Origin of the sequence: Amycolatopsis sp. NPDC059657 (assembly GCF_042734395.1) — a bacterium.
Taxonomy (GTDB): Bacteria; Actinomycetota; Actinomycetes; order Mycobacteriales; family Pseudonocardiaceae; genus Amycolatopsis.
The window spans coordinates 56,302-77,637 of the sequence record NZ_JBHWEB010000040.1 but is presented as its reverse complement, the minus strand read 5'-3'; the positions used below and the strand labels follow the sequence as shown (position 1 = coordinate 77,637).

The 21,336-nt window shown below is 65.3% G+C and carries 25 protein-coding genes; 17 read left to right on the top strand and 8 right to left on the bottom strand.

Going from position 1 to position 21,336, the window contains the following annotated elements; translation table 11 throughout:
• Positions 1-166: 166 nt before the first annotated feature.
• Positions 167-715: a hypothetical protein gene (locus tag ACFV15_RS22385; RefSeq protein ID WP_378352514.1), complete on the bottom strand. Its 549-nt coding sequence runs from the start codon at positions 713-715 to the stop codon at positions 167-169.
• Between the two features lie 200 nt (positions 716-915).
• Here ACFV15_RS22385 and ACFV15_RS22380 point away from each other — a divergent pair, with 200 nt between their 5' ends.
• Positions 916-1,506, top strand: a complete 591-nt coding sequence (locus ACFV15_RS22380; protein WP_378352513.1) for a hypothetical protein — start codon at positions 916-918, stop codon at positions 1,504-1,506.
• 127 nt (positions 1,507-1,633) lie between these two features.
• Here ACFV15_RS22380 and ACFV15_RS22375 read toward each other — a convergent pair whose 3' ends face one another.
• Together ACFV15_RS22375 and ACFV15_RS22370 are read right to left on the bottom strand one after the other, a co-directional pair.
• Complete coding sequence (locus ACFV15_RS22375; RefSeq protein ID WP_378352512.1) at positions 1,634-2,167, bottom strand: flavoprotein; 534 nt, start codon at positions 2,165-2,167, stop codon at positions 1,634-1,636.
• Positions 2,164-3,375 (bottom strand): multiprotein-bridging factor 1 family protein, encoded by a 1,212-nt coding sequence (locus tag ACFV15_RS22370; protein WP_378352511.1) that lies wholly within the window; start codon positions 3,373-3,375, stop codon positions 2,164-2,166. Before ACFV15_RS22370 ends, ACFV15_RS22375 begins: the two co-directional genes overlap by 4 nt.
• Positions 3,376-3,591: 216 nt before the next feature.
• Between ACFV15_RS22370 and ACFV15_RS22365 the strand changes: the two genes are divergently transcribed.
• From ACFV15_RS22365 to ACFV15_RS22310, 12 genes are all read left to right on the top strand, one after another.
• Positions 3,592-3,816 carry a helix-turn-helix domain-containing protein gene (locus tag ACFV15_RS22365; RefSeq protein ID WP_378352510.1) on the top strand — a complete coding sequence of 75 codons (225 nt, stop codon included), beginning with the start codon at positions 3,592-3,594 and terminating at the stop codon, positions 3,814-3,816.
• A gap of 8 nt (positions 3,817-3,824) precedes the next feature.
• A complete protein-coding gene (locus ACFV15_RS22360; protein WP_378352509.1) occupies positions 3,825-4,205 on the top strand; it encodes an RNA polymerase-binding protein RbpA in 381 nt (126 codons plus the stop codon).
• A gap of 137 nt (positions 4,206-4,342) precedes the next feature.
• Positions 4,343-4,876: a 6-pyruvoyl tetrahydropterin synthase family protein gene (locus ACFV15_RS22355; RefSeq protein ID WP_378352508.1), complete on the top strand. Its 534-nt coding sequence runs from the start codon at positions 4,343-4,345 to the stop codon at positions 4,874-4,876.
• 11 nt (positions 4,877-4,887) lie between these two features.
• Entirely contained in the window at positions 4,888-5,595 is a 708-nt protein-coding gene (locus ACFV15_RS22350) for a 7-carboxy-7-deazaguanine synthase QueE (protein WP_378352507.1), read from the top strand.
• A gap of 126 nt (positions 5,596-5,721) precedes the next feature.
• Positions 5,722-6,072 carry a hypothetical protein gene (locus tag ACFV15_RS22345; protein WP_378352506.1) on the top strand — a complete coding sequence of 117 codons (351 nt, stop codon included), beginning with the start codon at positions 5,722-5,724 and terminating at the stop codon, positions 6,070-6,072.
• Positions 6,069-6,899, top strand: coding sequence for an inositol monophosphatase family protein (locus tag ACFV15_RS22340; RefSeq protein WP_378352505.1), 831 nt, complete (start codon positions 6,069-6,071; stop codon positions 6,897-6,899). The genes ACFV15_RS22345 and ACFV15_RS22340 overlap by 4 nt, the downstream gene beginning before the upstream one ends.
• A gap of 446 nt (positions 6,900-7,345) precedes the next feature.
• Entirely contained in the window at positions 7,346-7,663 is a 318-nt protein-coding gene (locus ACFV15_RS22335; RefSeq protein ID WP_378352504.1) for a transcriptional regulator, read from the top strand.
• Positions 7,664-7,969: 306 nt separating this feature from the next.
• Entirely contained in the window at positions 7,970-8,500 is a 531-nt protein-coding gene (locus tag ACFV15_RS22330) for a hypothetical protein (RefSeq protein ID WP_378352503.1), read from the top strand.
• Positions 8,497-9,096, top strand: a complete 600-nt coding sequence (locus ACFV15_RS22325) for a DUF3558 domain-containing protein (protein WP_378352502.1) — start codon at positions 8,497-8,499, stop codon at positions 9,094-9,096. The genes ACFV15_RS22330 and ACFV15_RS22325 overlap by 4 nt, the downstream gene beginning before the upstream one ends.
• Positions 9,093-10,304, top strand: coding sequence for a hypothetical protein (locus tag ACFV15_RS22320; RefSeq protein ID WP_378352501.1), 1,212 nt, complete (start codon positions 9,093-9,095; stop codon positions 10,302-10,304). The genes ACFV15_RS22325 and ACFV15_RS22320 overlap by 4 nt, the downstream gene beginning before the upstream one ends.
• A 9-nt stretch (positions 10,305-10,313) precedes the next feature.
• Complete coding sequence (locus ACFV15_RS22315) at positions 10,314-11,063, top strand: ESX secretion-associated protein EspG (RefSeq protein ID WP_378352500.1); 750 nt, start codon at positions 10,314-10,316, stop codon at positions 11,061-11,063.
• 340 nt (positions 11,064-11,403) lie between these two features.
• The gene (locus ACFV15_RS22310) at positions 11,404-13,176 is read left to right on the top strand and encodes a hypothetical protein (RefSeq protein WP_378352499.1); all 1,773 of its coding nucleotides are present in this window, start codon (positions 11,404-11,406) and stop codon (positions 13,174-13,176) included.
• 136 nt (positions 13,177-13,312) lie between these two features.
• Here the strand turns inward: ACFV15_RS22310 and ACFV15_RS22305 are convergent, their stop codons facing one another.
• Complete coding sequence (locus ACFV15_RS22305) at positions 13,313-13,954, bottom strand: kinase (protein ID WP_378352498.1); 642 nt, start codon at positions 13,952-13,954, stop codon at positions 13,313-13,315.
• Positions 13,955-14,301: 347 nt separating this feature from the next.
• On the opposite strand from ACFV15_RS22305, the gene ACFV15_RS22300 reads away from it, so the two are divergent.
• Positions 14,302-14,925 (top strand): hypothetical protein, encoded by a 624-nt coding sequence (locus tag ACFV15_RS22300; RefSeq protein WP_378352497.1) that lies wholly within the window; start codon positions 14,302-14,304, stop codon positions 14,923-14,925.
• A 346-nt stretch (positions 14,926-15,271) separates the two neighbouring features.
• On the opposite strand, the gene ACFV15_RS22295 is transcribed toward ACFV15_RS22300, so the two are convergent.
• From ACFV15_RS22295 to ACFV15_RS22280, 4 genes are all read right to left on the bottom strand, one after another.
• Positions 15,272-15,673, bottom strand: coding sequence for a hypothetical protein (locus ACFV15_RS22295; protein WP_378352496.1), 402 nt, complete (start codon positions 15,671-15,673; stop codon positions 15,272-15,274).
• A gap of 65 nt (positions 15,674-15,738) precedes the next feature.
• Positions 15,739-16,014, bottom strand: coding sequence for a hypothetical protein (locus ACFV15_RS22290; protein ID WP_378352495.1), 276 nt, complete (start codon positions 16,012-16,014; stop codon positions 15,739-15,741).
• Positions 16,015-16,186: 172 nt separating this feature from the next.
• Positions 16,187-16,702 carry a hypothetical protein gene (locus ACFV15_RS22285; protein WP_378352494.1) on the bottom strand — a complete coding sequence of 172 codons (516 nt, stop codon included), beginning with the start codon at positions 16,700-16,702 and terminating at the stop codon, positions 16,187-16,189.
• Between the two features lie 223 nt (positions 16,703-16,925).
• Positions 16,926-17,156 carry a hypothetical protein gene (locus ACFV15_RS22280; protein WP_378352493.1) on the bottom strand — a complete coding sequence of 77 codons (231 nt, stop codon included), beginning with the start codon at positions 17,154-17,156 and terminating at the stop codon, positions 16,926-16,928.
• Between the two features lie 128 nt (positions 17,157-17,284).
• On the opposite strand from ACFV15_RS22280, the gene ACFV15_RS22275 reads away from it, so the two are divergent.
• From ACFV15_RS22275 to ACFV15_RS22265, 3 genes are all read left to right on the top strand, one after another.
• Positions 17,285-17,641 (top strand): hypothetical protein, encoded by a 357-nt coding sequence (locus ACFV15_RS22275; protein WP_378352492.1) that lies wholly within the window; start codon positions 17,285-17,287, stop codon positions 17,639-17,641.
• A gap of 98 nt (positions 17,642-17,739) precedes the next feature.
• On the top strand, positions 17,740-18,696 hold the full coding sequence (locus ACFV15_RS22270; protein WP_378352491.1) for an AAA family ATPase: 957 nt from the start codon (positions 17,740-17,742) through the stop codon (positions 18,694-18,696).
• The gene (locus tag ACFV15_RS22265) at positions 18,693-21,305 is read left to right on the top strand and encodes a S8 family peptidase (protein ID WP_378352490.1); all 2,613 of its coding nucleotides are present in this window, start codon (positions 18,693-18,695) and stop codon (positions 21,303-21,305) included. Before ACFV15_RS22270 ends, ACFV15_RS22265 begins: the two co-directional genes overlap by 4 nt.
• Positions 21,306-21,336 lie beyond the last annotated feature (31 nt).

Here is a 21,336-nt window from a genome sequence, read left to right as displayed (position 1 = left end):
TACCCGCTACGACAAGCTCGCCGTCCGCTACGAGGCCACCGTGCACATCGCCGCAATCAACGAATGGCTCTAACCGACTTCGATACAGGCCCTAGGCGAGAGATGGCGCCCCCCACGCCTAACGACGACCGCTCGGTTTACACCCGAGCGGTCGTTGGTTCGATCGCTACCGCGCGGTCCGCGCTCGGTACTCAGCGATCATGAGCTGGTCGGTGTTGATGACGTATTCGTGCTCGTCCCTGCCAGTATTGCGCGCGAGCAGGCGTTCCGGAGCGACCATCGCGGCCCATACCTTGCCCGGTTGGCGCCCGCGAATCCCGTCGTTCGCATAGGACAGGGCGGTCTCGAGCGAGTCGGTCCAGGACCAGTTGGCACGACGTTCGGGCACAGACCCGCGGTACAACAGAAGAGGCTCTGCAGGACGCATGGCAGCCCGTCCGTCGATTGTGAAGCCGGCTTTGGCGAACAGCTCCAACCACCGCCGGTGACTGAGCATCGCGTCCGGATATTCAGCCATCGACCACACCTCTCCGACCGACCGTGTCAGATCGTCGGCCGTGACCAGCGAGCAACCGTGTAGCCACGAGAGGAGTGCTGGACCGTCGACTCGGCCGAGCTGCATCAGCGCATCATCGAACTCGTCGGACGTGAGCACGTCGCCTCGTTCCACGAGGTAGGTCAGCAGGACACGGAGGTCGGTCAGCGACGGAAGCACCGGCATATTGTGCTCTGCAGCAACTCGACGGCCATAGGCGGTAGACAGACCACCAGCCGCCGACTACCTGCCCGACGAGCCCGAATACGGGAACAACTAGCCCCGGTTCCGGTAAGCATCGACCAGACCGTCCTGCCCATCCAGACCACCACCGACGGGCTGCCGCCCTCGACTGCTCGGGAACGGGCAAACTGATCGCCATGAGCGCCCCCGACTACTCCCGCAACCACACCGCCCGCCCCGGTCAGCCATTGCACGACGCGGTCGATCTGTCCGGCTGGGACCACCAAAGCATCTGGGGCTGGGACGAGGGCACTGGCAGCTTTTACGCTCAACTCTGGCGCAACGGCTCTACCTCTGACGCGCCGGAGATCTGGCTGACCGGCGGCCGCAAACCCTACCCCTGGCCCGGCTGCATCGCCTTGGACATCGTCGAACACGCCCATGCCGACACGCTGGCGGTCGTTCAGGCGATGGGCATCGCGCACCCTGAGTCGTCGTTGCGCACAGCAGGAGAGATCATGCAGCAGGCTGACGAGCTGTACAAGCTCTGTGACAGCGGAGACTACGTCGGCGGCCAGATCCACGCTCTGGCCTGGACCCAAGGGCTAGCCGAGTTCACTCCCGGCACCCGCACCGAGTGGGGCAAAGACCGCCGCCCGACGCCCGAGCAGGCCGACGCCGAGCACCACATGATCACCGGCCGCGTCTATCTCGGCGGCGACAAGTTCCACGGCCGCGACTTCTTCAGCGGCGCCGACGAAGCACTGTGGTGGGCGCTGGGCCGGTGAGCAGACCCCGCCCCATCCGCCGGAACAGGCCACTCCGTCCCCTTCCGCCAACACCTCGACACGGCTCTATGAGTTCTCGGGAGATGCGGCTGGAGAAGAAGCCCGAGCGTTACCGACCCCAAAGCCGCTAGCGATCCGAGGCAACCTTCAGCGCCTCGCTGATCTGGCGCCAGTCGAGGGTCATCAAGCCATCGTCTGCCCGGAAGCCCACAGCATCGGGGTCCAGCATCTCCACGCCCGCCTCTCCCAGTGTCGCCACGCTTTCGCCATAGGCAGGGTGCTTGCGCAGTGCGGCTTTGACGCACGGAGCGGCAATGATCGGGACGTCGGATCCGAGCATCTCGTTGAGCACGCCCAGTGCCAGGTTGTCGCTGAAGCCGGCGGCCCACTTGTTGATCGAGTTGAACGTCATGGGCGCCGCGATCACAGCGTCCGCGCGGGGCATCGAGTCCGATTCCCCTGGGCGCCGCGCTTCGACTCGCACCAGGCAGCCCGTGGACGCAGAGAGCACGGGGAGGTCGACCCACGAGGCCGCGGTCGGAGTGGCTATGAGGCAGGTCTTCCACCCGTCGGCGTGCAGAGCCGCAACGAACTCTTCGATCCGCAGCACAGGTGGTGCGGACGCTGCCACCAGGTACAGCCACCGTGGTTCGCGATTCACGCAGCCACTCCCGCACGCAACGCGAGGCCACGCAACCCTGGAACGGCACGCCGGCGCTCACGCGTGAGCAGATCTTGGATCAGCAGCCGGGCGCTGCCGTTGGCCTGTATGAGTTCCGGGGCTACCCGCTCGGTGTCAAGCAGGTGGATCACCGCTTGTGGGTCTTCACCGAGCTGCGCATGCGCCCAGGCGCTGTCGAGGTGGAACTGCGCCTGACGTCCGTGCAAGCCCTCCGGCATCGCGGTCACATCGATCCGCTCGGCCACCGACAACGCCCGATACGTGTCGCCCGCTGTGATCGCCACGGATAGCCGGTGGATAGAGACGTTGGTCGGCCCGAAGGCGGTCCATCCGATGTTGCCGTCCTGCCCGAGACGAGACGCCAGGTCATCAGCGACAGCGAGCCGCCGGTCAGCCTCGACGAGGTCGCCGCGGCGCGCAGCGATGACCGCCCCGATCAGGTTCAGAGCGCCTCGCCATGTCCAGCTCTGCGGATCGTCACCCTTGATCGCCTCTGCGGCCGTAACCGCGACCTGCTCGGCGTCCGGGGATCGCTTCGTATCAGGTGCGCTTGAGTTTTCTGTTCTCAGCAACGCGCAGGTCGTTTGGTAGGCCGCGGCGGCGAGTGCGAACTCATCGTCAGCCTGCTCTGCGAAGTCGTGAGCCCGCTGAGCCGCGGTCCAGGCGACGTCGGCATCGCCGACTTTGGTGGCCAGTTTCGCCTCGACGACGGCCAGACTGCATTGCAAGCTGAGCAAGTCAGTTTGGATGTTTGAAGGTCGCTCATGTTTCAAAGCCACTAAAGCATCGGATACAGATGGCAGCATGCGAGCGACTTCGGTATAGCGCGCCGCTTGATACGCGTGATGGACTCCAGAGACCAGCACCGACGCTTCCGCGACATTCCTGACCTGCTGTGTCACTTTTGCTGCGGCGGAATACCGTTGCCGACTCAACGCGGCATCGGGCTGCCTCACCAACACATTCTGACCGCCACCTAACGGCGGGTTCAGCAGGCCATCGAGTTCAACCAAGGACACCTCGAGGGCCTCAGCAAGCCTGCGACGGCGCCCCGGTAGCGGTGTCAGCTCTCCTCGCTCCCAGCGCCCAACAGTCGACAGCTCCACGCCCATCTCGTGCGCGAAAGTCTCCTGGGTATAGCCCAGAGACTCCCGTCGAAGCGCCAGTTCTTCGCGTGGTGTGGCCATGTTCGTCACTCCCGACTCTGCTCACCGCCAGCTTACCGCTTATGCAGTTCATCCAAGATGCAGACCGATCATGAAACCGACCTGGGAACTCACAGGTCAGCCAAGTCAACGCCCTAGGAACGCCCGATCAGCGCCTTGTCAACGCTCTGGCAAGGCCGCCCGAGTGACTGTTCTACTCGAAATCTTGCGTTATCCAGCCTCCCGGAAAGGAAAACGATGGAGACGACGGCACGCCAGAAAGGAACTTGGGTTGTTGGCTCCGCCCGCACGCGTCTGGGAGCCGCGTTGAAGAAGCGATATGCGAAGGGAAGCAGTATCCGGTGCCTTGCCGACGAGACAGGGCGCTCGTACGGTTTCGTACACCGGATCTTGGCTGAGAACGGGGTCCAATTTCGTGGGCGCGGCGGAGATACGCGCTCGATGAAGCGCACAACCAGATAGGTCTCACGATGTCGACCCGAACTCTCAGCGGCTACCGCCTAGGGCATATCGGCCTGGAGAACGACCGCGACATCGAGTTGGCCGCGCGAGTCTCCGTCCTGTTCTCGTGCCCACGCGGCCACGAGTTCGACGTGATGTTCTCGATCGACGCGGACCTGCCGACGAGTTGGCGATGCCGCCGACACGGAATCGAAAGCCTGCAACGGGTCCGAACAACACCGTCACCAGCCAAGCCGGCGCGCTCGCATCTGTCCAGGTTGCACGAACGACGAACACAAGCCGAGCTGGACGAGCTGCTGGCCGGCACGCTGAAGGCGATAAGACGGCAAGGCGGCGCACAGCCGGGTTGTGTGCTGCTCGGCGGGCGCCCGTACGCGTACCGCTTGTGAACGCCGCCGCTCGACCGTTTCGCAGGTCCAGGCGCCCAACGCCTCATTTACGCCTGATCGACGCCAGGCACACGCTCTGGATCTTGATGAGCGGCCATCGTTGACTGAGCGGTAACCGACTCATCCGGCTCGTGGAGGTGAAGAAGCTGACGCCCGAAAAGCTCGATCTCGCTCCCAGTGTGAAGCCGCGCCATCGCATTGCCGTCGTCCATACCTTCGAGACCGCACATCGTCTACCGAACCTGGACGGCAAGTGCGCCAGCCTGCACGGTCATTCGTGGCAAGTCGCCGTCTCAGTCACAGCACCAGGCCTGACCGAGGACGCGACCATCGTCGAGTTCGGTGCGCTCAAAGCCGGAATTCGCCGCTGGATCGACACCTACTTCGATCACGGCACGATGCTCGGAAGCGGCGACGTACTCCTGACACCGTTGACTGAGGCCAAGACGAAAGTCTTTCGCTTTGGATATGCCGACCCTCACTCCCCGGCCGAGAGCCTCGCCAGCGACCTGCCATGGCCAACAGTGGAAGCCGTCGCGGTAGTACTGCACCGCGTAAGCCAGCAGGTTCTTGCCCATCTGCCCCACACGACAGGCGCGCTTGTCGGCGAAGTCGTTGTGCACGAAACGAGGCACAACACGGCAGCCTACGGATCGGCTGGCGAACGATGAAGCTTCCATCCATGCAGGACGCCGAGCACGGCATCGTGATCAACGAGCTGTTCGGGCCGACGTTCCAAGGCGAAGGACCGAGCATCGGTCGCTACGCGAGGTTCATCAGGCTCTTCGGCTGCCACCTATCCTGCACGTGGTGCGACAGCGCGCAGACCCACGACGGTGATCGCTATAACCTCACCGCCGAACAGCGCATCGTAGAAATCGAACACATCGTGGGTTGGCTCGCCAGCGAAGAACCTGGCGTGGTCGTGGTGACCGGCGGAGAACCGTTGCTGCAGCAACGCTCCGTTGAGCGACTGGTGCGCGGGATTCGCGATCGTCAAGCTGCCACCGAAATCGAGCTCGAGACCTCGGGCACCATCGCACCATCGACCGGCATCATCACAGCGGTTTCGCGGTTCAACGTCTCACCGAAACTCGCACACTCGGGACTACGTCGTCATCGGCGGATTCGCCCCACGGCCATCGAATCCCTTTCTGCAAGCGGGAAAGCAGTCTGGAAGTTCGTGGCTGCCAGCGTCGACGACCTGGACGAAATCGACGAGCTGGCCACAGCGTACGAACTCGCCCCGATCTGGGTCATGCCGGAAGGAACCGACAGCGAGACCGTCCTGGCCAGAATGCGCCAGCTGTCAGAACCGGTCCTGGCCCGCGGCTGGAACCTCTCGACTCGGCTGCACATCTTGCTCTGGGAGAACACGCGTGCCCGCTGACGTTATGCCGACCGTTCTGCCGCGCCGCACCAACGAAAACTGGAGGATGACGATGACCGAACTCCACGAGCATCACTCGGATCGTCGCTTCGGGCAATCGGCCGCGGCTGACGAGCAGGGGCAGCCATGGACGACGTAGTCGCCGCAATGGCTGAATTTCCGGAACTCACACGCTTGGCGGAGCTTCACGATGCAGGCTGGCAGTTCGAACCGGTCATCCGCGACGGCGTAGTGATCCAAGTGAACGGACTGCGAAGGTGGCCGGACGGCTGGGTCGACGCGCTGCGCGTCCGCTACGTCACCGACGCCGCCGGGCTCCGTGCCGACCACGCTGGCGGAGTCACCTGGCAACGAGAGGGCACGCTGACGGATGTAGTCGACGGACTTGTCAGTCTCCCCCTGCCTAGCGAGCGCACAGCGCCTCGGCTCGTCATTGCCCGCGGGCCGGCGCTCCGAGAATCCGAACTCGTCCGATGACTCACTCGGACCTCTCGTCTGCTCTGTTCGCAGCACACGAAGCTGTCGACCTCGCCGTGGAGTACCTGCTCAAACGCACGCCACTCCATATCAGCGCCAAGGGCGACCGCGACATCGTGACCAACGCCGACGTGGACATCGAGTGCATCGTTCGCGACCTCCTGCTCGCGAAGGACCCTCACGTGGGTTTCCTCGGCGAAGAGCACGGCGCCATCGGCGACCAGACCACGCACTGGGTGCTGGACCCGGTCGACGGCACCATCAACTTCGCGCACGGCAACCCGCTGTTCGCGATCGCCCTCGCGCTGGTCTGCGAAGACCAGCCCATCCTGGGCGTCACCGCCCTTCCCGCGCTGGGAACCCGCTACTGGGCTGCTGATGGACATGGAGCCTTCCGAGACGGCAAGCCGATCACCGTTTCATCCGCTCACAACCTTGATGAGGCGCTCGTCGGCTTCTGCGACTACGGCAGCGGCCCCGACGCCGGAACCCGAGACCGGCTTTGCGCCGAGGTCGACGGCAAAGTAACAGCTCAGGCCCGTGGACTTCGGCGATTCGGCTCTACCGCGCTGGACCTGGTGTGGGTCGCCGATGGCACGCTGGACGCCTGCATCCTGTTCGGCGATCGTCCATGGGACACCGCGTCTGGCGCGATCATCGCCCGCGAGGCGGGTGCGCGAGTTGTCGACGCCGATGGGAAGCCGCACAACACTCGATCGCGCTGTCTCGTTGCAGCGGCTCCTGGGCTGGCAGACTCCCTGCTGCCGCTCATGAGCGTAGCCAAGGCAACGCCATACTGGCCGCAACCTGGTGCAACACCATGCTGACCTGCGATCCGACTCCCACCGGAGACAACATCGTCGGTCCTCGCCAAGACACCCCGCGTCCTTTGAGCAGAGACGAGGGCACGCGAGTGTCGGGTCCGACAGTCAGAACCCTGAGCCGCGGCCAGCGTCGATGTGTGCACGACGCCGGGCCAACACCGCCAGCCACGCGGGTCGAGGATTCCTGTCCAACCTGCGCTATGCCTTACCAGTCAACAAAAGACGAGCCATGGACAGGCCAGCACCAAGACGAGTCGGTCGACGAACCGCAGGCCCCCCCGTCGGCACGTCGGCCGACGTCTCTAGCACTGGCGTCTATCGCGGAAACGACGACGAATAGTGCGACCGGGTACCAAACCTGTTCACAGACACAATCGAAACGGAGAAGAATTGTGCCAGCATCGGAGCGGTGGCGCGGGATAACGGCATCTGCCCCTCGGGTTGATCCCTTGCTACTTGCACCCTCCCGGCTCGGCATCGTGACGCTGCTGGACACGACGCGCTGGTGCCGTGTCGCCTTCCTCCGGGAAACGCTCGCTGTCTCCGCGTCGACGCTATCGCGTCAGCTCGGCACACTGCGGCGGGCGGGATACGTCAGGACCGAGCGTGCCACGGACAGCACCAGGTGGCTGCGGCTGACAGCAGCAGGGCGGCTCCGGCTCAACGAGCACCTCGACGCCCTGCGAACCATCGCCACAGGGGCCAATCCCCCGGTCGCCGCCGCACGGCAAACCCACCCGGAGTGGTTCCGGCAGGTGGACGAGTAATGCTGGAAGACTCGTGAGCTTATCCGCGCTTTCGGCGCGATGAACCACCATATGCCCGGATGGTGAACGATCTGCTGACCAAACGCGCTGCCCAGCTCTCACCAGCACGAACACGCGTTCCTGCTGGTCCACGTTGGTGAGCTGCGACACGAGCACGCCGACCTGACGGACATTCCCGCCACTGCGCCAGATGGTCAAGGTGGTCACACCTAGCGCGGAACCGATCACGGGGTGATCACCGTCGTAGTACGGTGAGAAAGCTCCGTGCGCATGGGCGTGGGGCTGGAACGGGGAGGTTCTACAGTCATGCCCGCAGGATCGGACACGCCAACGGCCACACCGCCAGGGCCGCCCACACAGGGCCAGCCCGCACCGAGCGGACCGCCGGGCTATCTGACGCCGGAGGAGCTGGCGAAGCGCAAAGCGCTGGACGAGCGGGCTGACCAGGGCATGAACATGGGCACCGCGAACGCCTACAAGCGCCAGCATGAACAGGACGAGGCAGCGACAGCCGCCGCATCAGGTGGCCGTTTCGTGATGGACGCCGACGCTATGCGCAAATTCCTGCCCAAGTGGCAGTCCATCGCCGACAAGCTGGAGCAGGCGCGGCTCTTGGGTACGCACCTCAAGGCACTGCGTCCGCCTGCCCAGGATGAGGGCAGCCTCTTGCAGAAGAAGGCGGCCGACGCGCACGCCGACGCCTACGTGGCGAGTGTCACCGAGCAACGGGACTACGCCAGGGCTTACGCCAACGCGTTGAAAACAGCGATCGAGAAGTACGAACAGCGAGACCAGGCCACGGCGGACACCGTGCGCAAGCATGGAGTGCAGCGATGAAGCGGGCGACGATCTTCAGTGTCCTGGTGGCCGCAGGATTCACTATGGCGGCATGCTCGACTTCGACCGGCGGCACCGCGACCCCCTCGCCGTCTACGGCCGGTCCCGCCACCGGGACGAGCAAGACGAAGCTGACCGCACCGCCAGTGACCAACCCACTGGACGCGGCCAAATACGAACAAAACCCCTGCGGCGTTCTCAATCCTGCGCAAGCCAGCCAAGTTGCCAACCTCACAAAAGCTGGCGAGCCCTTCGGTGGCCAGTTCAAGATCTGTCAGTGGAAGGATGACAACTACAGCGGTATTTCCTTTAGTTTCATCCGTGGTGGCGGTTTGAGTGACACCTATTCGAATCAGGATGACGATTCCGGTTACTTCAAAGTCGCTCCCGATGTTTCCGGGTATCCGGCGGTGTTCGCCGGGATTACGGATGATCGCTCCAAGGGTGGCTGCCAGATGTCGGTCGGAGTGAGCGAGACGGTGCAGATGGTGGTCAACTCGTCGTTCGACAAGTCTTCGCCGCTCTATAGTGATCCGTGTTCGGTGACGCAGAAGGCTGCTGAGGCGGCGATCGCGACGCTGAAGGGCGGTTCGTGATGGCGTACACCCCGCAGCAGATCATCGCGTTGGTCAACGGCGGCGACGGGCCGAAGGACATGTACGGCGGTGGTAACAGCTCTGCCGAGTTGGCGAAGCTGCACAAGGAGATCGCTGACGACATGCTGCAGTTGCAGGGTGGCATGGGTGAGCACTGGCAGGGCAACGCGGCCGGCCAAGCTTATGCCGGTGCCGGGCCGCTGGTGCAGTCCTCCCACGTTAGCGGCGAGCACCTCACGCAGACGCAGAACCTCTACACCGGCCAGGGAAGCTCCTTCAACGACCTGCACACCAAGGTTGCGGCCGTCGGGGATCTCGGCAACAAACCGCAGGATGACTGGGTCAGCAACACCCCTTTGTCGTTCATGTCGAATCGTTCGAACGAAATTCAGCAGTGGAACGCCAAAGCCGATCAGGTGGTGGCCGACTACGGTCTCTATCACGGGCAGTCGGCCGACAATTCCGGCCGCTGGCCCGCGCAAGCGAACTACGGCGCACTCGGCCTGCCGCCAGGCGGGGTGGACATCGCGCCCCCGGCGGACCCGGGCGGCCCGCCGGGTGGTCCCGGTCGTCCTGGCGACACCGGGGGACACATCCGCGGCGGCTCCGGTGGTACCCCCGTGCCCGGCGGCGGCAGCCCGTCACAGATCGGCGGTGGCCCGCACAACAGCGGCGGACCCGCGCAGCCGAACCCCTCGCCCACACCGGATCAGACCCCGCCTTCGCACTCGACCGGCACCGCGCCGACGGGCTACACCCCACCGAACAACCCCGGCGGATTCCCTCCAGGCGGAATGCCACCTGGAATCCCCGCGCCCGGCAGCGGCTACGGCGACGCCAACTGGACGCCGGGCGGGTTCGGCCCCGGAACCGGCTTCGGCCCCGGCAGTGGCTTCGGCCCTGGCTCCGGCACAGGTGGCCCCGGTTCGGGTGCTCCCGGCTCGGGCAGCGGGAACCTCGGCGGCGGTAAAGGTTCCGGCGCGGGCGCTTTCGGCGAACCGGGTGCGGGCAGCCGCGTCAGCGGCAACGCCGGAACACCAGGTCGCACGGGCGCATCCGGCATGGGCGGCCCCGGAGCCGCTGGGCGCAAAGGCGAAGGTGACGAGGACATCGAACACCAACGCCCGGCGTACCTGCTCGAAGACGACCCCGACGCGGCTCTGGTCGGGGAACTGCCCCGCACCACACCGCCGGTCATCGGTCTGTAGCCGCAGACCATGCGCATCATCAACCGTGAAGTCATCATTCCCGTCGACTGCCTCGCCCTCGGCGCGGAACTTGCACAAGTGGCACTGCCGCCCCTGATCAGACCCGAAGCGGTTTGGCGAAACCCCGACGAGCAACTCGCCTATCGGCGCACCGTGCGGGAGACCCTCGCCGCGGAAGGGTTGCTCGCGGGCGGCTCGCTCAGCGAGGAGTTCAGCGCGACACTGACCGTGCTCGGACGCGGCGGACGGGAGTTCTCAGCCATCGTCGAGTCTCCGAACATGCGCTACGTCCTGCACGTCGCAGCCAGCGGCAGGGACGCCGTGTTCGCGTGTTTCGTACCCTCCAGCGGGCAAGTATTGCTTCGCCCGGCAAGGCCAGACGCTCTTGCCGAAGACCTGATCGCCGAGCTACCCGACGTCACAGCGGGGCAGGGCGTGGCATTGTCCGTGCCCGAATCCGACCTGCGCAAAGCCATCAGCGGAGAACCAGCACGGCGAGACGTCCGCCGCATCCTGGAACTCGCGGCGTTGCCTCGAACCGGCGGTGGCCAGATCTACGCGGGCTTCCGCGACGGCGTTCACGGCTATCGGACGACCGCGGACAAGTGCTGCACGTTCTACGACACCGAGCAAGGACGGTACCTGTTCTCGTTCACCGAAGAACCCGGATACGAGCGGTACACCAACGTCGCACAAGGACGGCCGGAAACGATGGTCGCCAAAATCTACGAGCTGTTGGATCACTTACAGCGACGATAGGCCGCCAGCATCATCGTGTGACCTCGGCAGTAGCGGCCAGATAGTCCTCCCTATGGACCTCGACACCCAGAACCGAATTTCATGAGAGCTGAAACCGTGCGGCGAGAAACGTTGCGATCCTCTCCGCTCCAGTTGGAGCGGAGCTCGCGTCCCGCCAGACCGGACGTCGAGTCTTCCAGTGAGGCTGGCGAAGCCGGGCGGATCACTCACTGCTCGGGAGCGCCCGCAGGTGAAGTCGGTCCGAGAGAGCTGGTTGCCGATCGCCTGCACGGCGTGGGCTAGCCTCGTGGGCTACGGTTTTTCGCGCGATTACGGCGGCTGTCACGAGGAGTGAGCTGAGGTGCATGTGGATCTGCCGGGCGAGTACAAGCTCGATGTGGAGCCCATCGCTGGTCTGGATGCCGAACTGGTGGAGATCGGCGTGCAGTATTGGTCATTGACGGGCGTCGATCAGTACGGTGAACCCACTTGGGAGACGTCGGTGAAGAGCATCGATACCCGTGGTCGCGGGCAGGCGAACGTGGTGGCCGCCGCGGCGGTGCGGGCGGTCCTGCCAGACGTCCAGTGCGGTGGATGCGGCGAGCCGCTTCGTCTTCGTAGCCGGTCTAGCCTGAGCGATGTGCTTTCGGGTAGGGCTACGCAGTGCGTGGACTGCGATCCGAAGTTGATGCAGCGGGCTGCGGCTGTCGTGGCGCCAGAGACTGAGGAGTCTCGGCAGCGCCGTGTGGAGCAACAGAGACGGAAAGAGCAGGAGCGGCAGCTCCGGGAGGGCTACCAGCGGGGTCTCGAGTTGTGGCACAGCCACCAGCGGGACGTGATCCGGACAGACTTCCTGGAGGAGCGACGCAGAGGCGAGATTCCATTAGCCTCAGTGCGGGCCGAACTGACAACCCTGGCACTGCTGCGCTTCGCAGCCCAGGTTGACCCGATGCCACCAATGGATCAGTGGCATCACCCCTTCCCGTTCCATTCCGGCATCGGTATCGGACCGTTGATCAACGAAGCCCAAGGCGCTGGACTTGTCCTTCCCGATTCCAGCACGCCGTCGAATGCATTTGTCTGGGATCCGCCCTCCTTCGAGGAAGCATGGTCGGAAGCAGGTGGCAACCCAGATAAACTTGAATTGCCGAAACTCACCACCTCGTATTACCCGCACCGGACGTTCTTGCGGATCCCTTTCGGGTCAAACTCAGACGAGGGAAGAGCGCTACTGGACGCACATTTGTGCGAGCGACTAAATCCGGCGAACATGACCGCGCAGCGCCAGGAGGATCTGCTAACCTTTGCACACGAGATCCTCGTGGCCGAGGCGACACGCTGGTTCAGGCGAGAACTGGAGCGACACAACCTGCCAGAAGTGTCTGAGAATCACGCTCCACGGTTGACCGAGGCCGTTGAACGGCTCGTGGCCGAGCACTCTCTAGGCTTCGCCTATTACCTGGGGTGGAAGGCTGCCAAGACCGCAGCGGCAGCCGCCCAGGCGAATCCCCGCGCTCCACTCCGGAACATGACAACTCACGGCTTGAACATGTTCGAGCGGGACGCCCAGCAGGCGCTCGACAGCCAGGCTTCCACGCCACGTGAGTTCGATGAGTCTCAATATCTTCCGCTGGCCGCAATGACGAAGACGTTGTTCTACTCGATTCTCTCCTCGGACCCGATGCGTACGAGTCTTGCTGCGGCACGCGCAGCCATGCCTACACCTGTACCAGTCATGGTTTCCAACGAGCTCGAGCCGAGAGAACCCGAGTGGAGGACTGCGGGCTTCCGTCGCGGGACCAGCAATTGGGTCGAGTTCGCCGGGAACTCAGCGGCCGAGCTGCTGCAGAGGGCAGCTACCTATCTCGCCAACCTGGAACGAGATATTCCCATAATGGTACCGTCGATGCATTGGGAAATTCTCCCAAGCGAGTACGACACCGTTTACGGCCTGCGCGTCGAATTCGATGGGGTGGACCTGACGCAGTTGCCGACGGAAGCACGAACCGATATCGACACGGTCGAGACCGACACCGAACGGGAGAACGGCACAGCACCCGAGTCCTCGCAGTTGGCCTCCTCCGATAGCGAGAACGACAACGAAGTCGGAGACGGTGAGCCGGGCGGCAGGTGATCCCACAATGGCAGCTTCGCCGTCGTCGCGGGAAGATCGATAACAAGAGCACGTCAAGGCAGGCTCGTCCGCGCATGCGATCAGGACCAGTCAGCCTTTACGCGAGCCCGAGTTGCCGCGTCGGATTCCGCATCCGTCACTGCGTGTCGCTGACCGGTCTGGCGAGGCGGCGCGACACGCCCGAGCAACTATCAAGGTGCTCACTCACATACGGCGATGCCAGCGAGACGGGAGCATCCGGGGCTGCGTACCGTTCTTGGGGCTGGTCGAACACGTCGAAGATGATCCGCCCGACAGTGTCCTGCAAGCCGGAGGCGTGCGGGACGAGTTGCTCGCCGGGCAGTCCAAGCAAGTCCCGCTCGCGGTACCACTCACGCATGTGTTCCGGGCCGAACTCGCTCACCCGTGGCCGTGTCGCATGCCGACGCAGTGACTCGTCGAACGAGACGTCCAGGTAGTAGACGCCGGTGCGGCCACGGTGATCGGCGGCCAGGGCTGCGAGCATGTCGCCGTAGCGCTCGGCGTGCAGGATGCCTTCCACAATCACGTGAAAACCAGCGTCGAGAGCGTAGCGCGCCACGGTCGAGATAAGACCGATGTTCGCGCCGCCGGGCACATCGCGTTCTTTGAGGATGGTCCGGCGGATGACGTCCTGGGCGACCAAAGCACAGGTCCGGCCGAGCTGCGAACGCACCGCCAGCGCGACGGAACTCTTCCCTGAACCCGAGTTACCGCGCACGATCACCAGGCGTGTCAACGCCGATCCCGTAAGTGCCATCCTCGGCAGTGTAGACAGCCGCCAACCTTCCACGACGAGCCTGTCGCGCGGCGGACAGGGCTACCGTCGGGCGGGCCCGCGCGGCTACCAGCGCGGCGCCGTCGACCAGGTCGGCGATGCTGCGCGAGTGCGTCAGGGTAGACCTCCAGGCCTGCCCTCTCCCGGCCCGTCCTGAACGCCTGAGCTTGAGCTCAGCAGCGGTCACCGCCACGGGAGGCTCCTTGCAACCCGCCACGACCAGGACGCTGCCGACCCAGCTTGCACATAGTCGAACATGCGTTCTAACGTGGCTAGGTCGGGCGGGATGGGGAAGATCCCGCCCGACACCCAGCACGAGGAGCACGACCATGGTCAGCCAGTCCGAGCAGGAATACCGTGCGAACCGTCGCCGAATCGGCGAGCTGGCCGAGGAGTGGCGGAGCATCGCCGCCGCGCTCCCGTTCTGGCGAATCGACGACAGCGGACCTGAGATTGTCGTCATTGCGACCGATCTCAACCAACCGCTCGCCACCCTGCACGGCATGTGGGCGCCCAACATGGCCCGGTTCCTCACCGCCATGGGCAAGCAATCCGGTGTGACCCTGGCTGAGCTGCTGTGGCGCATCGGTGGACACGGCGACGCCGACGCGATCACCGACGCCTCCCTTGCGCTCATGCGCGCGCTCGGACTCGAAAACCACGCGAGCGTATCGGCCAAGGTAGCGTCAAGCCCGCGGGCCGGCGCGCTCCCTCCCCCTCGGCGCGTCGGCCCGCGTCTTCGTCACATTCGATCGTCGAGGCGATCCAGCGGAACCCAACTCCCGCCGCAACGCGCCATCGCACACGAGTCTGCGGTGTTGGCCTCCACCCTGCACCGGGTCACCGCCGACGACGACCTCCCAGCAAGCTGCAAACCCGGCCGCGTCGCTGCACCTGCTACGGCCACCCGCGCCAGGACCGCACGGATTTCCGCAGGAGGCGACAGGCCTTAACCCTTAGAGGAACGCGCCTGTCGAGCGATAACGATCTAGGCCTGTCGCCGGGTCCGAGCTGCGGAGCGACCAAGTATGTTGTCGCAGCAGTCCAGGTTCTCCGTCAAACGACGTGGCCCAATTCGTATGACCAGCCGACTCCTGGCCGGGACGCCTCGGTGGCTCTACTCCTGGGCGGCCTCGGCCAAGTTGGGCGATCGCGCAGGGTGTGCGTGGCGATCAGTGATGGGCGAAGATCGCCGTTGATGGAGCGGAAGTAGGCCGCGTCATCGGCTGTCACGATCCACTGTCCACCGCCGAGCGAGGCCCGGTGTCGGATGCCGCGATGAAGACGACGGCCACAGGTTCAGTGAACCGGCCGGGCATCCGGGCCGTTGCCGTAACCGCGATGTTTGTGCAGGTCACCCAGAAACTCGTACTCGGCCGACGTTGGTACGCGCGCCAGCATCCCGTCCGCCTTGATGTGCTGGCGCAGCGCGTGCGCCTGGTTCACGTCCGGTTTGCCGTTCGGGCCGCCCTGGCGCACCTCCAGGACCACACGGGCGGTTGGCGTGGTGGGTTCCTCGACGAGGCCTACGTACCAGCTGGCGATCATGCCCCTGTCGATGTAGCCGTTCCAGGTGCGCAGCCGCCGGTCTCGCCGACGTTGCCGGATCGCGCCGAGCTTCGAGCGGGCGCCCGCCAGCCAGCCGGCCAGCCCGCCACCACCGGCTATGGCCACCAGCCAGGCTGCGTTCTGTAGGTTCATTGGCACATTCTGCCGGGTAAGGGGGCAGCCGGGCGCGGGCTCGATGCGGCGCCGCCCGGCGAAGATCAGCGGAGCGCATCACCCCCGTCCGAGCCGCGGCCTTCACGGGCGGGTGGATCAGCTGTCGGAGCGAGTGGCCCAGCGTCGGTCTTCGCCGGAGCAGGCCGGGCAAGGTTCGACGGTGGAACGATCGCGTCGACGCTCTTGAGACCGTCGACGCCCAGCTTGTCGACTATGTGCCGGACCGTCCGCGTGTAGGCGCGGTACTTTAGGAAGCCGAAGGCCGACATCGCCAAACCCGCGAGCGCCGAGGCTGCGACGGTGAGGACGTTTGTGAGCATGCTTGCAGGACCCTCCAGGGGATGGTCCTGGTGCTCATCTCCAAGCGGCTACGGCCGGCGCTCTACCTGTGTTGCTGGGGCGCTCAGTCGCCAGGGATCCGTCTAGATCCCGTGTAGCTCGAGCAGGCGATCTGGTGTTGTGAACTCAAGGGTAGCACCGAGCACCGCCACGTCAGGGCCCTGACTGCCAGTGCGCCTCGGGCAAGATTATCGTTCGGCGCGCGTACCCACGTTGGACCGCGTCTGGGTAGTGCCGAAGCCAGTCGTCGTGCGTAAGCGGCGGTGGAAAGTCTAACGCCTCCATCATGCTCAGCAGCATCCCGATCTCGACGTTCTCGGTTCCGTGGTTGCAGCCAGTGACCATGAATTCCTTCGAGCCACGACCACCGTCCCAGGCCCAGTTCAGGATCCCGGCGGTGCCGCGGCCAGCCCATGTGACACCGAGCCAGAGGTAGCGGACGCCGGTTTTAGGACTTCCGCGCCTGTACACACGGCCGAGGAGGCAGCCTTTGACCGGGCATCGGACCACGAAAGCCGTCATTTTCCGCTGCGTCGCCGGATACAGCGCGAGGATCCAGTCGGCGAGACGATCTGACTCGGCCTGCCAGCTGCGTCGGTTCTCCAGCGTGCGGAGCGGGTTGCCATGCTCGTCACGCGCGTTCAGAGGATCAACTTCTTCCCGGCGCACGAATTCGCGCGTGCTCGCTCCCTCGGGCTCAGTTCTGAACTTGACCCGTTGACGGCGCGGACCTCTGCCCATTCCGTCAGCATGCCACCGCCGAGGCGGAAGGTGGTGTTCCCGCGCAAGAGGACGAACAGCGACAATGCCATGGGCGGGAGCTGGCTCAGGCCGCGCCGTTCCGGCAAGCGCTTGGCCAGGTTCCGTGTCGCATGACCAAGGAGTGACCAGATCAGCAGTCGCATTGGCTAGGCTGATTGTCGCTCGGCAGCGCCGAGGAGGTCAGGTCCGGGTAGCCGTCTGGAGCGCCGAGCACCCGTTCGCCAATTACGTGAACTTCGAAGCGCGCCGGGTCGTAGCCGCCGGCCTCCCAGGCCATATCGCTCGTCTCGACGCGCCATTCGCGCCCACTGACGCGCTCTCGCACCAGCCAGCTCAGTCCTGCCACCTCCTTGATCTGCACGTCCCGCTGCAATCAGCCACCCAACCGACCTTGACCGCGGAACACATGTTCGCACCTTTTGGTGCATAGTGGCTGGTCACTCGCCGAGGCGGTAGCCGGACGGCGGTCACGGTGCGATGCTGATCTGTATGGGAACGGTGCATCAGCTGGCGGGCCGCCGCCCGGGTGATGAGCGGGCGTTTCCCGCATCGATCGCGGTCGGCATCGGAGACGACGACACGGTCGGCACCTTGGTGGTGTCCGAGCACGGCAGTGCGTCCGAGGCGCGAGCTTGGATCGAGGAGGAGCTGCCGCGGGCCCGGTTCCCGGGGTGGGTCACTCGCCGTCGACACGGCTCAGCCGGCGCGTTCATCTTCGGGCAAATCGAGCAGGGCTTCTACGTCGAGGATGCCGCCGAAGGCGTCGCGTTCGAGCCAGACCTCGACCAACCGGGCTGGGACGCCGATCTGGTCGAAGGCACACTGCGGTGGCGACACAGCCCCTGATTGCCTTGACTACACCTCGGCGCGGTTCGGCGCTCTCAAGGGTGCCGACGATAGGATAGGGCGGCCTGTGACTGGACACGACTGAGGGAGGCGGGCCGGTGGCGCGCGCAGACCTGCTGCTGGACCTCGTGGAGGCCGAGCGCCGCGGCGACCGCGACCGCTTCCGGGTCTTGGTCGAGGCCGTGATCTCCGAAGAGCGCGCCAATCAGCACCATCTCCTGGCCGACCGACTCTCCGAGCTGATCACGACGACGGGCCAGGGCCTCGTCCGCGACGACCGTGCCGCGGCGATTCGCGATCTGGTGCAGGAGATCGTTCCGAATCGTCGCCTGGACGACCTCGAACTCGCGCCGGTGCCATACCGGGTCGTAACCGAACTGATCGAGGAGCAGAAGCGGGCCGAGCTGCTGCGCAGCTACGGGATTGAACCCCGTAGTCGGCTTCTGCTGTCCGGTCCTCCGGGAAACGGCAAGACCAGCGCCGCTGAGGCCATCGCCTCCGAACTGATGCTCCCGTTCTACGTCGTCCGCTATGAGGGCGTGGTGTCCAGCTTCCTCGGCGAGACGGCTGCACGGCTCGACAACGCGTTCGAGTTCGCGAGAACGCGCAGGTGTGTCCTGTTTTTCGATGAACTCGACACGATCGCCAAGGAACGGTCCGACGAGCACGAGACCGGCGAGATCAAGCGCGTCGTCGCGACCCTGCTGCTCCAGATCGATCGACTCCCGTCACACGTGATCTTCGTCGGCGCCACCAATCACAGCGAACTGCTTGACCGCGCAGCGTGGCGGCGCTTCCAGATTCGCGCCCAGCTCGAACCGCCCAGCCGCGCCCAGGCGACCCGGTTCCTGGAACGACTCGCCGCACGACTGGGAGGCGACCTCGGCTTCGCCCCCAGGACCCTCGCGGACAAACTCGCCGGAGCAAGCTTCTCCGAGCTGGAAGAGTTTGCCCTGGACGTGCGCCGCCGGGCGGTGCTGGAGCTGCCGGACAGCAACCTGCGACGCATCGTCCAGGAACGTCTCGAACACAGGCACGATCAGGCGGCGGGGTGACCGGGGAGCGCAAGCCGCTCCTGGCATTCGGACCGCCAGTCGTCGCGAAGCGGCCCACCCAGACTTCGCGGGACATGCCGCGTCTGGCCAAGCCCGCCGCCGGCAGGCAGGGCGAACGGCTGACACCGCAGTTCCGCGAACTGACCGCGGCATTCGACGCCGAGCGCGTCCGCCTGGCCGACAGCGCCGCCGACGAGGTCGATCCCGCCCTCGTTGTGGTGTTCGACCTCGCCGGCAGCGTCAAGGACTTCCGCAACGCGATCGACCGAATCGACGGGCTGGAATTTCTGTCCGAGCTGCTGGGCGACCGAACCGATCCCGACGACGACTTCCACATGACCGAACGCGTCAAAGGGCGCACCGACAAACCCGTGCCGCATTCGCTGTATCTGGTGATGTCGAACGCCAGGGCAATCGACGAGCTGCTCCGGCTGTTCGCCCTGTGGCAGCAAGACCCGACGGCGTCGTTCGAGCACGGGCTGGGGAAGTTCAAGGACGCGTTCCAGCAGTTGACCTCGATCCGACGCTGGGGACCCGAGGACCGCATCCGGGAAACCGGCCTCTACCAGCGGTGGCAGGAGAGCCTCGACATGATCGGCCAGTCCGTTAGTACGGTCATGGTCGAAGTCGAGTTGTGGTACCGACGGGACGCCACGCTGCGCGCCGCGGCGCAAGCGCACGTTGAACAGATCATCACGACCAGCAGCGGGAGGGTCCTCGACCGTTCGGAGATCGGCGCCATCGGATACCACGCGCTGCTGGCGGAACTGCCGGTCCAGCAGGTCCGCTCAGTGCTGAACGACGGTGCGGCGTCGATCCGACTGCTCACCACCGACGAGGTCATGTTCGTCAGCCCGTTCACGCCGATGAGCGTGGCGCCGGCCGCGCTCGACCCCGTAACCGAGGTACGGCTTCCTCCCGGCGAGCGCGTGGACGGGCTGCCCCGGGTCGCGCTGCTGGACGGTTTGCCGTTCCCGAACCACGACGCCCTGGCCGGCAGACTGTTGATCGACGACCCCGACGGACTTGGCGAAAACTACCCGGTGTCATCACGCAATCACGGCACGGCGATGGCGTCGCTCATCATCCACGGCGACCTGTCCGCCCCCGGCGAACCGCTGGACCGGCCGCTGTACGTGCGGCCCGTCATGCGCCCCCATGAGTTCGCCGCTCAGTACGAGCAGGTCATCCCGCACCGGCTGCTCACCGACCTTCTGCACCGCGCTGTCAAGCGCATCGTGGAGGGAGACGGCGGCCGGGATGCGGCTGCGCCCAGCGTACGAATCGTCAACCTCTCCATCGGCGCACAGGCCAGAGCCCTAGCACAGAGAATGAGCCCGGTCGGACGTCTGCTGGACTGGCTCGCCCATTCCTACAATCTGCTGTTCGTGGTCAGCTCGGGCAACCACACCGACACGATCACGATCCCCGCAGACGCTGCGAACGACCCCGACGCCGCTCGGTCAGCAATGATACGAGCAGTTTACGAGGCGACGCTCCGACGAGGCATCCTGCCCCCGGGCGACGCGCTCAACGCCCTGACCATCGGCGCTACCCATGACGACGGGCTCGGCGACATCGACGTGCCCGACACCGTCTGGGACATCACCCACCCCGGCGCACCGGCCCACTACGGTTCCACAGGGCCCGGCGTCGACCGCTCTGTCAAGCCAGATCTTCACCACGTCGGCGGGCGGGCGCTCTACGCGCGCCCTGTCATCGTGCCCGGCGAGGACACGGTCGCAGTTGCGCTCGCACAGACGGCGACCACCGGCCCCGGCCTCCAAGTCGCCGCCCCGGGACGGGCAGGGGCAACGAACAACACCGTCTTCACCACAGGCACCAGCAACGCCACCGCGCTGGTGAGCCGCGAAGCCAGCCGCCTATTCGACGTCCTCGAAGCCGGTGCCATCGATGCCCAAGACGCGCCCCTGCCTGACGGGCAGTACCACCCGCTGCTCGTCCGCGCACTCCTCGCCCACGCCAGCAGCTGGGGCGCATGGGACATCCGACTCCGGCGAGAACTCGGGCTCGACAGCCAACAGGCCCGCCGTCAACTCACCGCGCTCCTGGGTTACGGGTGCCTCAACGTCGAACGGCTCGGCACGGCTGCGACGAACCGGGCCGTGCTGGTCGCCGGAGGGCGCATCGCCCGAAACGAGCGCCACACGTACGAGCTGCCGCTGCCGCCCTCCCTCCGGTCACGAGCGGAATGGCACCGTTTCACGATCACCCTCGCCTACATGGTCCCCACGGTCAGCCGCCTTACCCGGTATCGCGAAACCAAGGTCTACTTCACCACGCCCGACACCAACCTTGCCGGCGGCGACCGCAGCGACGCCGAGCACAACACCGTGCGGCGAGGCAGCCTCCAACACGAGATCGTCCAGGGGACACGAGCAATGGTGTTCGGCGAGGGCGATACGTTTCCTATCCACGTCGAATGCATGGACGATGCCCAACGGCTCCGAGCAGGCAAGAGCGTGCGCTACGCGCTCGTGGTCTCCGTCGAAACCGCCGTTGAGACCTCGACCACCATCCACGATGAGGTACGGACAAGACTGCAGCTTCGGGCACGCGATCGCGCTCGTGGGCGAGTGCAGAGTTGATTCGCTAGCGAATATCACCTTCCGTCCCTCC

What these genes read in the sequence shown, in the direction of transcription:
- ACFV15_RS22325 (WP_378352502.1), top strand. Translation starts at nt 8,497, where the DNA reads ATGAAGCGGGCGACGATCTTCAGTGTCCTGGTGGCCGCAGGATTCACT.
- ACFV15_RS22360 (WP_378352509.1), top strand. Translation starts at nt 3,825, where the DNA reads ATGTCGACCCGAACTCTCAGCGGCTACCGCCTAGGGCATATCGGCCTG.
- ACFV15_RS22345 (WP_378352506.1), top strand. Translation starts at nt 5,722, where the DNA reads ATGGACGACGTAGTCGCCGCAATGGCTGAATTTCCGGAACTCACACGC.
- ACFV15_RS22305 (WP_378352498.1), bottom strand. Translation starts at nt 13,954, where the DNA reads ATGGCACTTACGGGATCGGCGTTGACACGCCTGGTGATCGTGCGCGGT.
- ACFV15_RS22275 (WP_378352492.1), top strand. Translation starts at nt 17,285, where the DNA reads ATGGGAACGGTGCATCAGCTGGCGGGCCGCCGCCCGGGTGATGAGCGG.
- ACFV15_RS22290 (WP_378352495.1), bottom strand. Translation starts at nt 16,014, where the DNA reads ATGCTCACAAACGTCCTCACCGTCGCAGCCTCGGCGCTCGCGGGTTTG.
- ACFV15_RS22300 (WP_378352497.1), top strand. Translation starts at nt 14,302, where the DNA reads ATGGTCAGCCAGTCCGAGCAGGAATACCGTGCGAACCGTCGCCGAATC.
- ACFV15_RS22295 (WP_378352496.1), bottom strand. Translation starts at nt 15,673, where the DNA reads ATGAACCTACAGAACGCAGCCTGGCTGGTGGCCATAGCCGGTGGTGGC.
- ACFV15_RS22315 (WP_378352500.1), top strand. Translation starts at nt 10,314, where the DNA reads ATGCGCATCATCAACCGTGAAGTCATCATTCCCGTCGACTGCCTCGCC.
- ACFV15_RS22350 (WP_378352507.1), top strand. Translation starts at nt 4,888, where the DNA reads ATGCAGGACGCCGAGCACGGCATCGTGATCAACGAGCTGTTCGGGCCG.
- ACFV15_RS22330 (WP_378352503.1), top strand. Translation starts at nt 7,970, where the DNA reads ATGCCCGCAGGATCGGACACGCCAACGGCCACACCGCCAGGGCCGCCC.
- ACFV15_RS22370 (WP_378352511.1), bottom strand. Translation starts at nt 3,375, where the DNA reads ATGGCCACACCACGCGAAGAACTGGCGCTTCGACGGGAGTCTCTGGGC.
- ACFV15_RS22340 (WP_378352505.1), top strand. Translation starts at nt 6,069, where the DNA reads ATGACTCACTCGGACCTCTCGTCTGCTCTGTTCGCAGCACACGAAGCT.
- ACFV15_RS22380 (WP_378352513.1), top strand. Translation starts at nt 916, where the DNA reads ATGAGCGCCCCCGACTACTCCCGCAACCACACCGCCCGCCCCGGTCAG.
- ACFV15_RS22365 (WP_378352510.1), top strand. Translation starts at nt 3,592, where the DNA reads ATGGAGACGACGGCACGCCAGAAAGGAACTTGGGTTGTTGGCTCCGCC.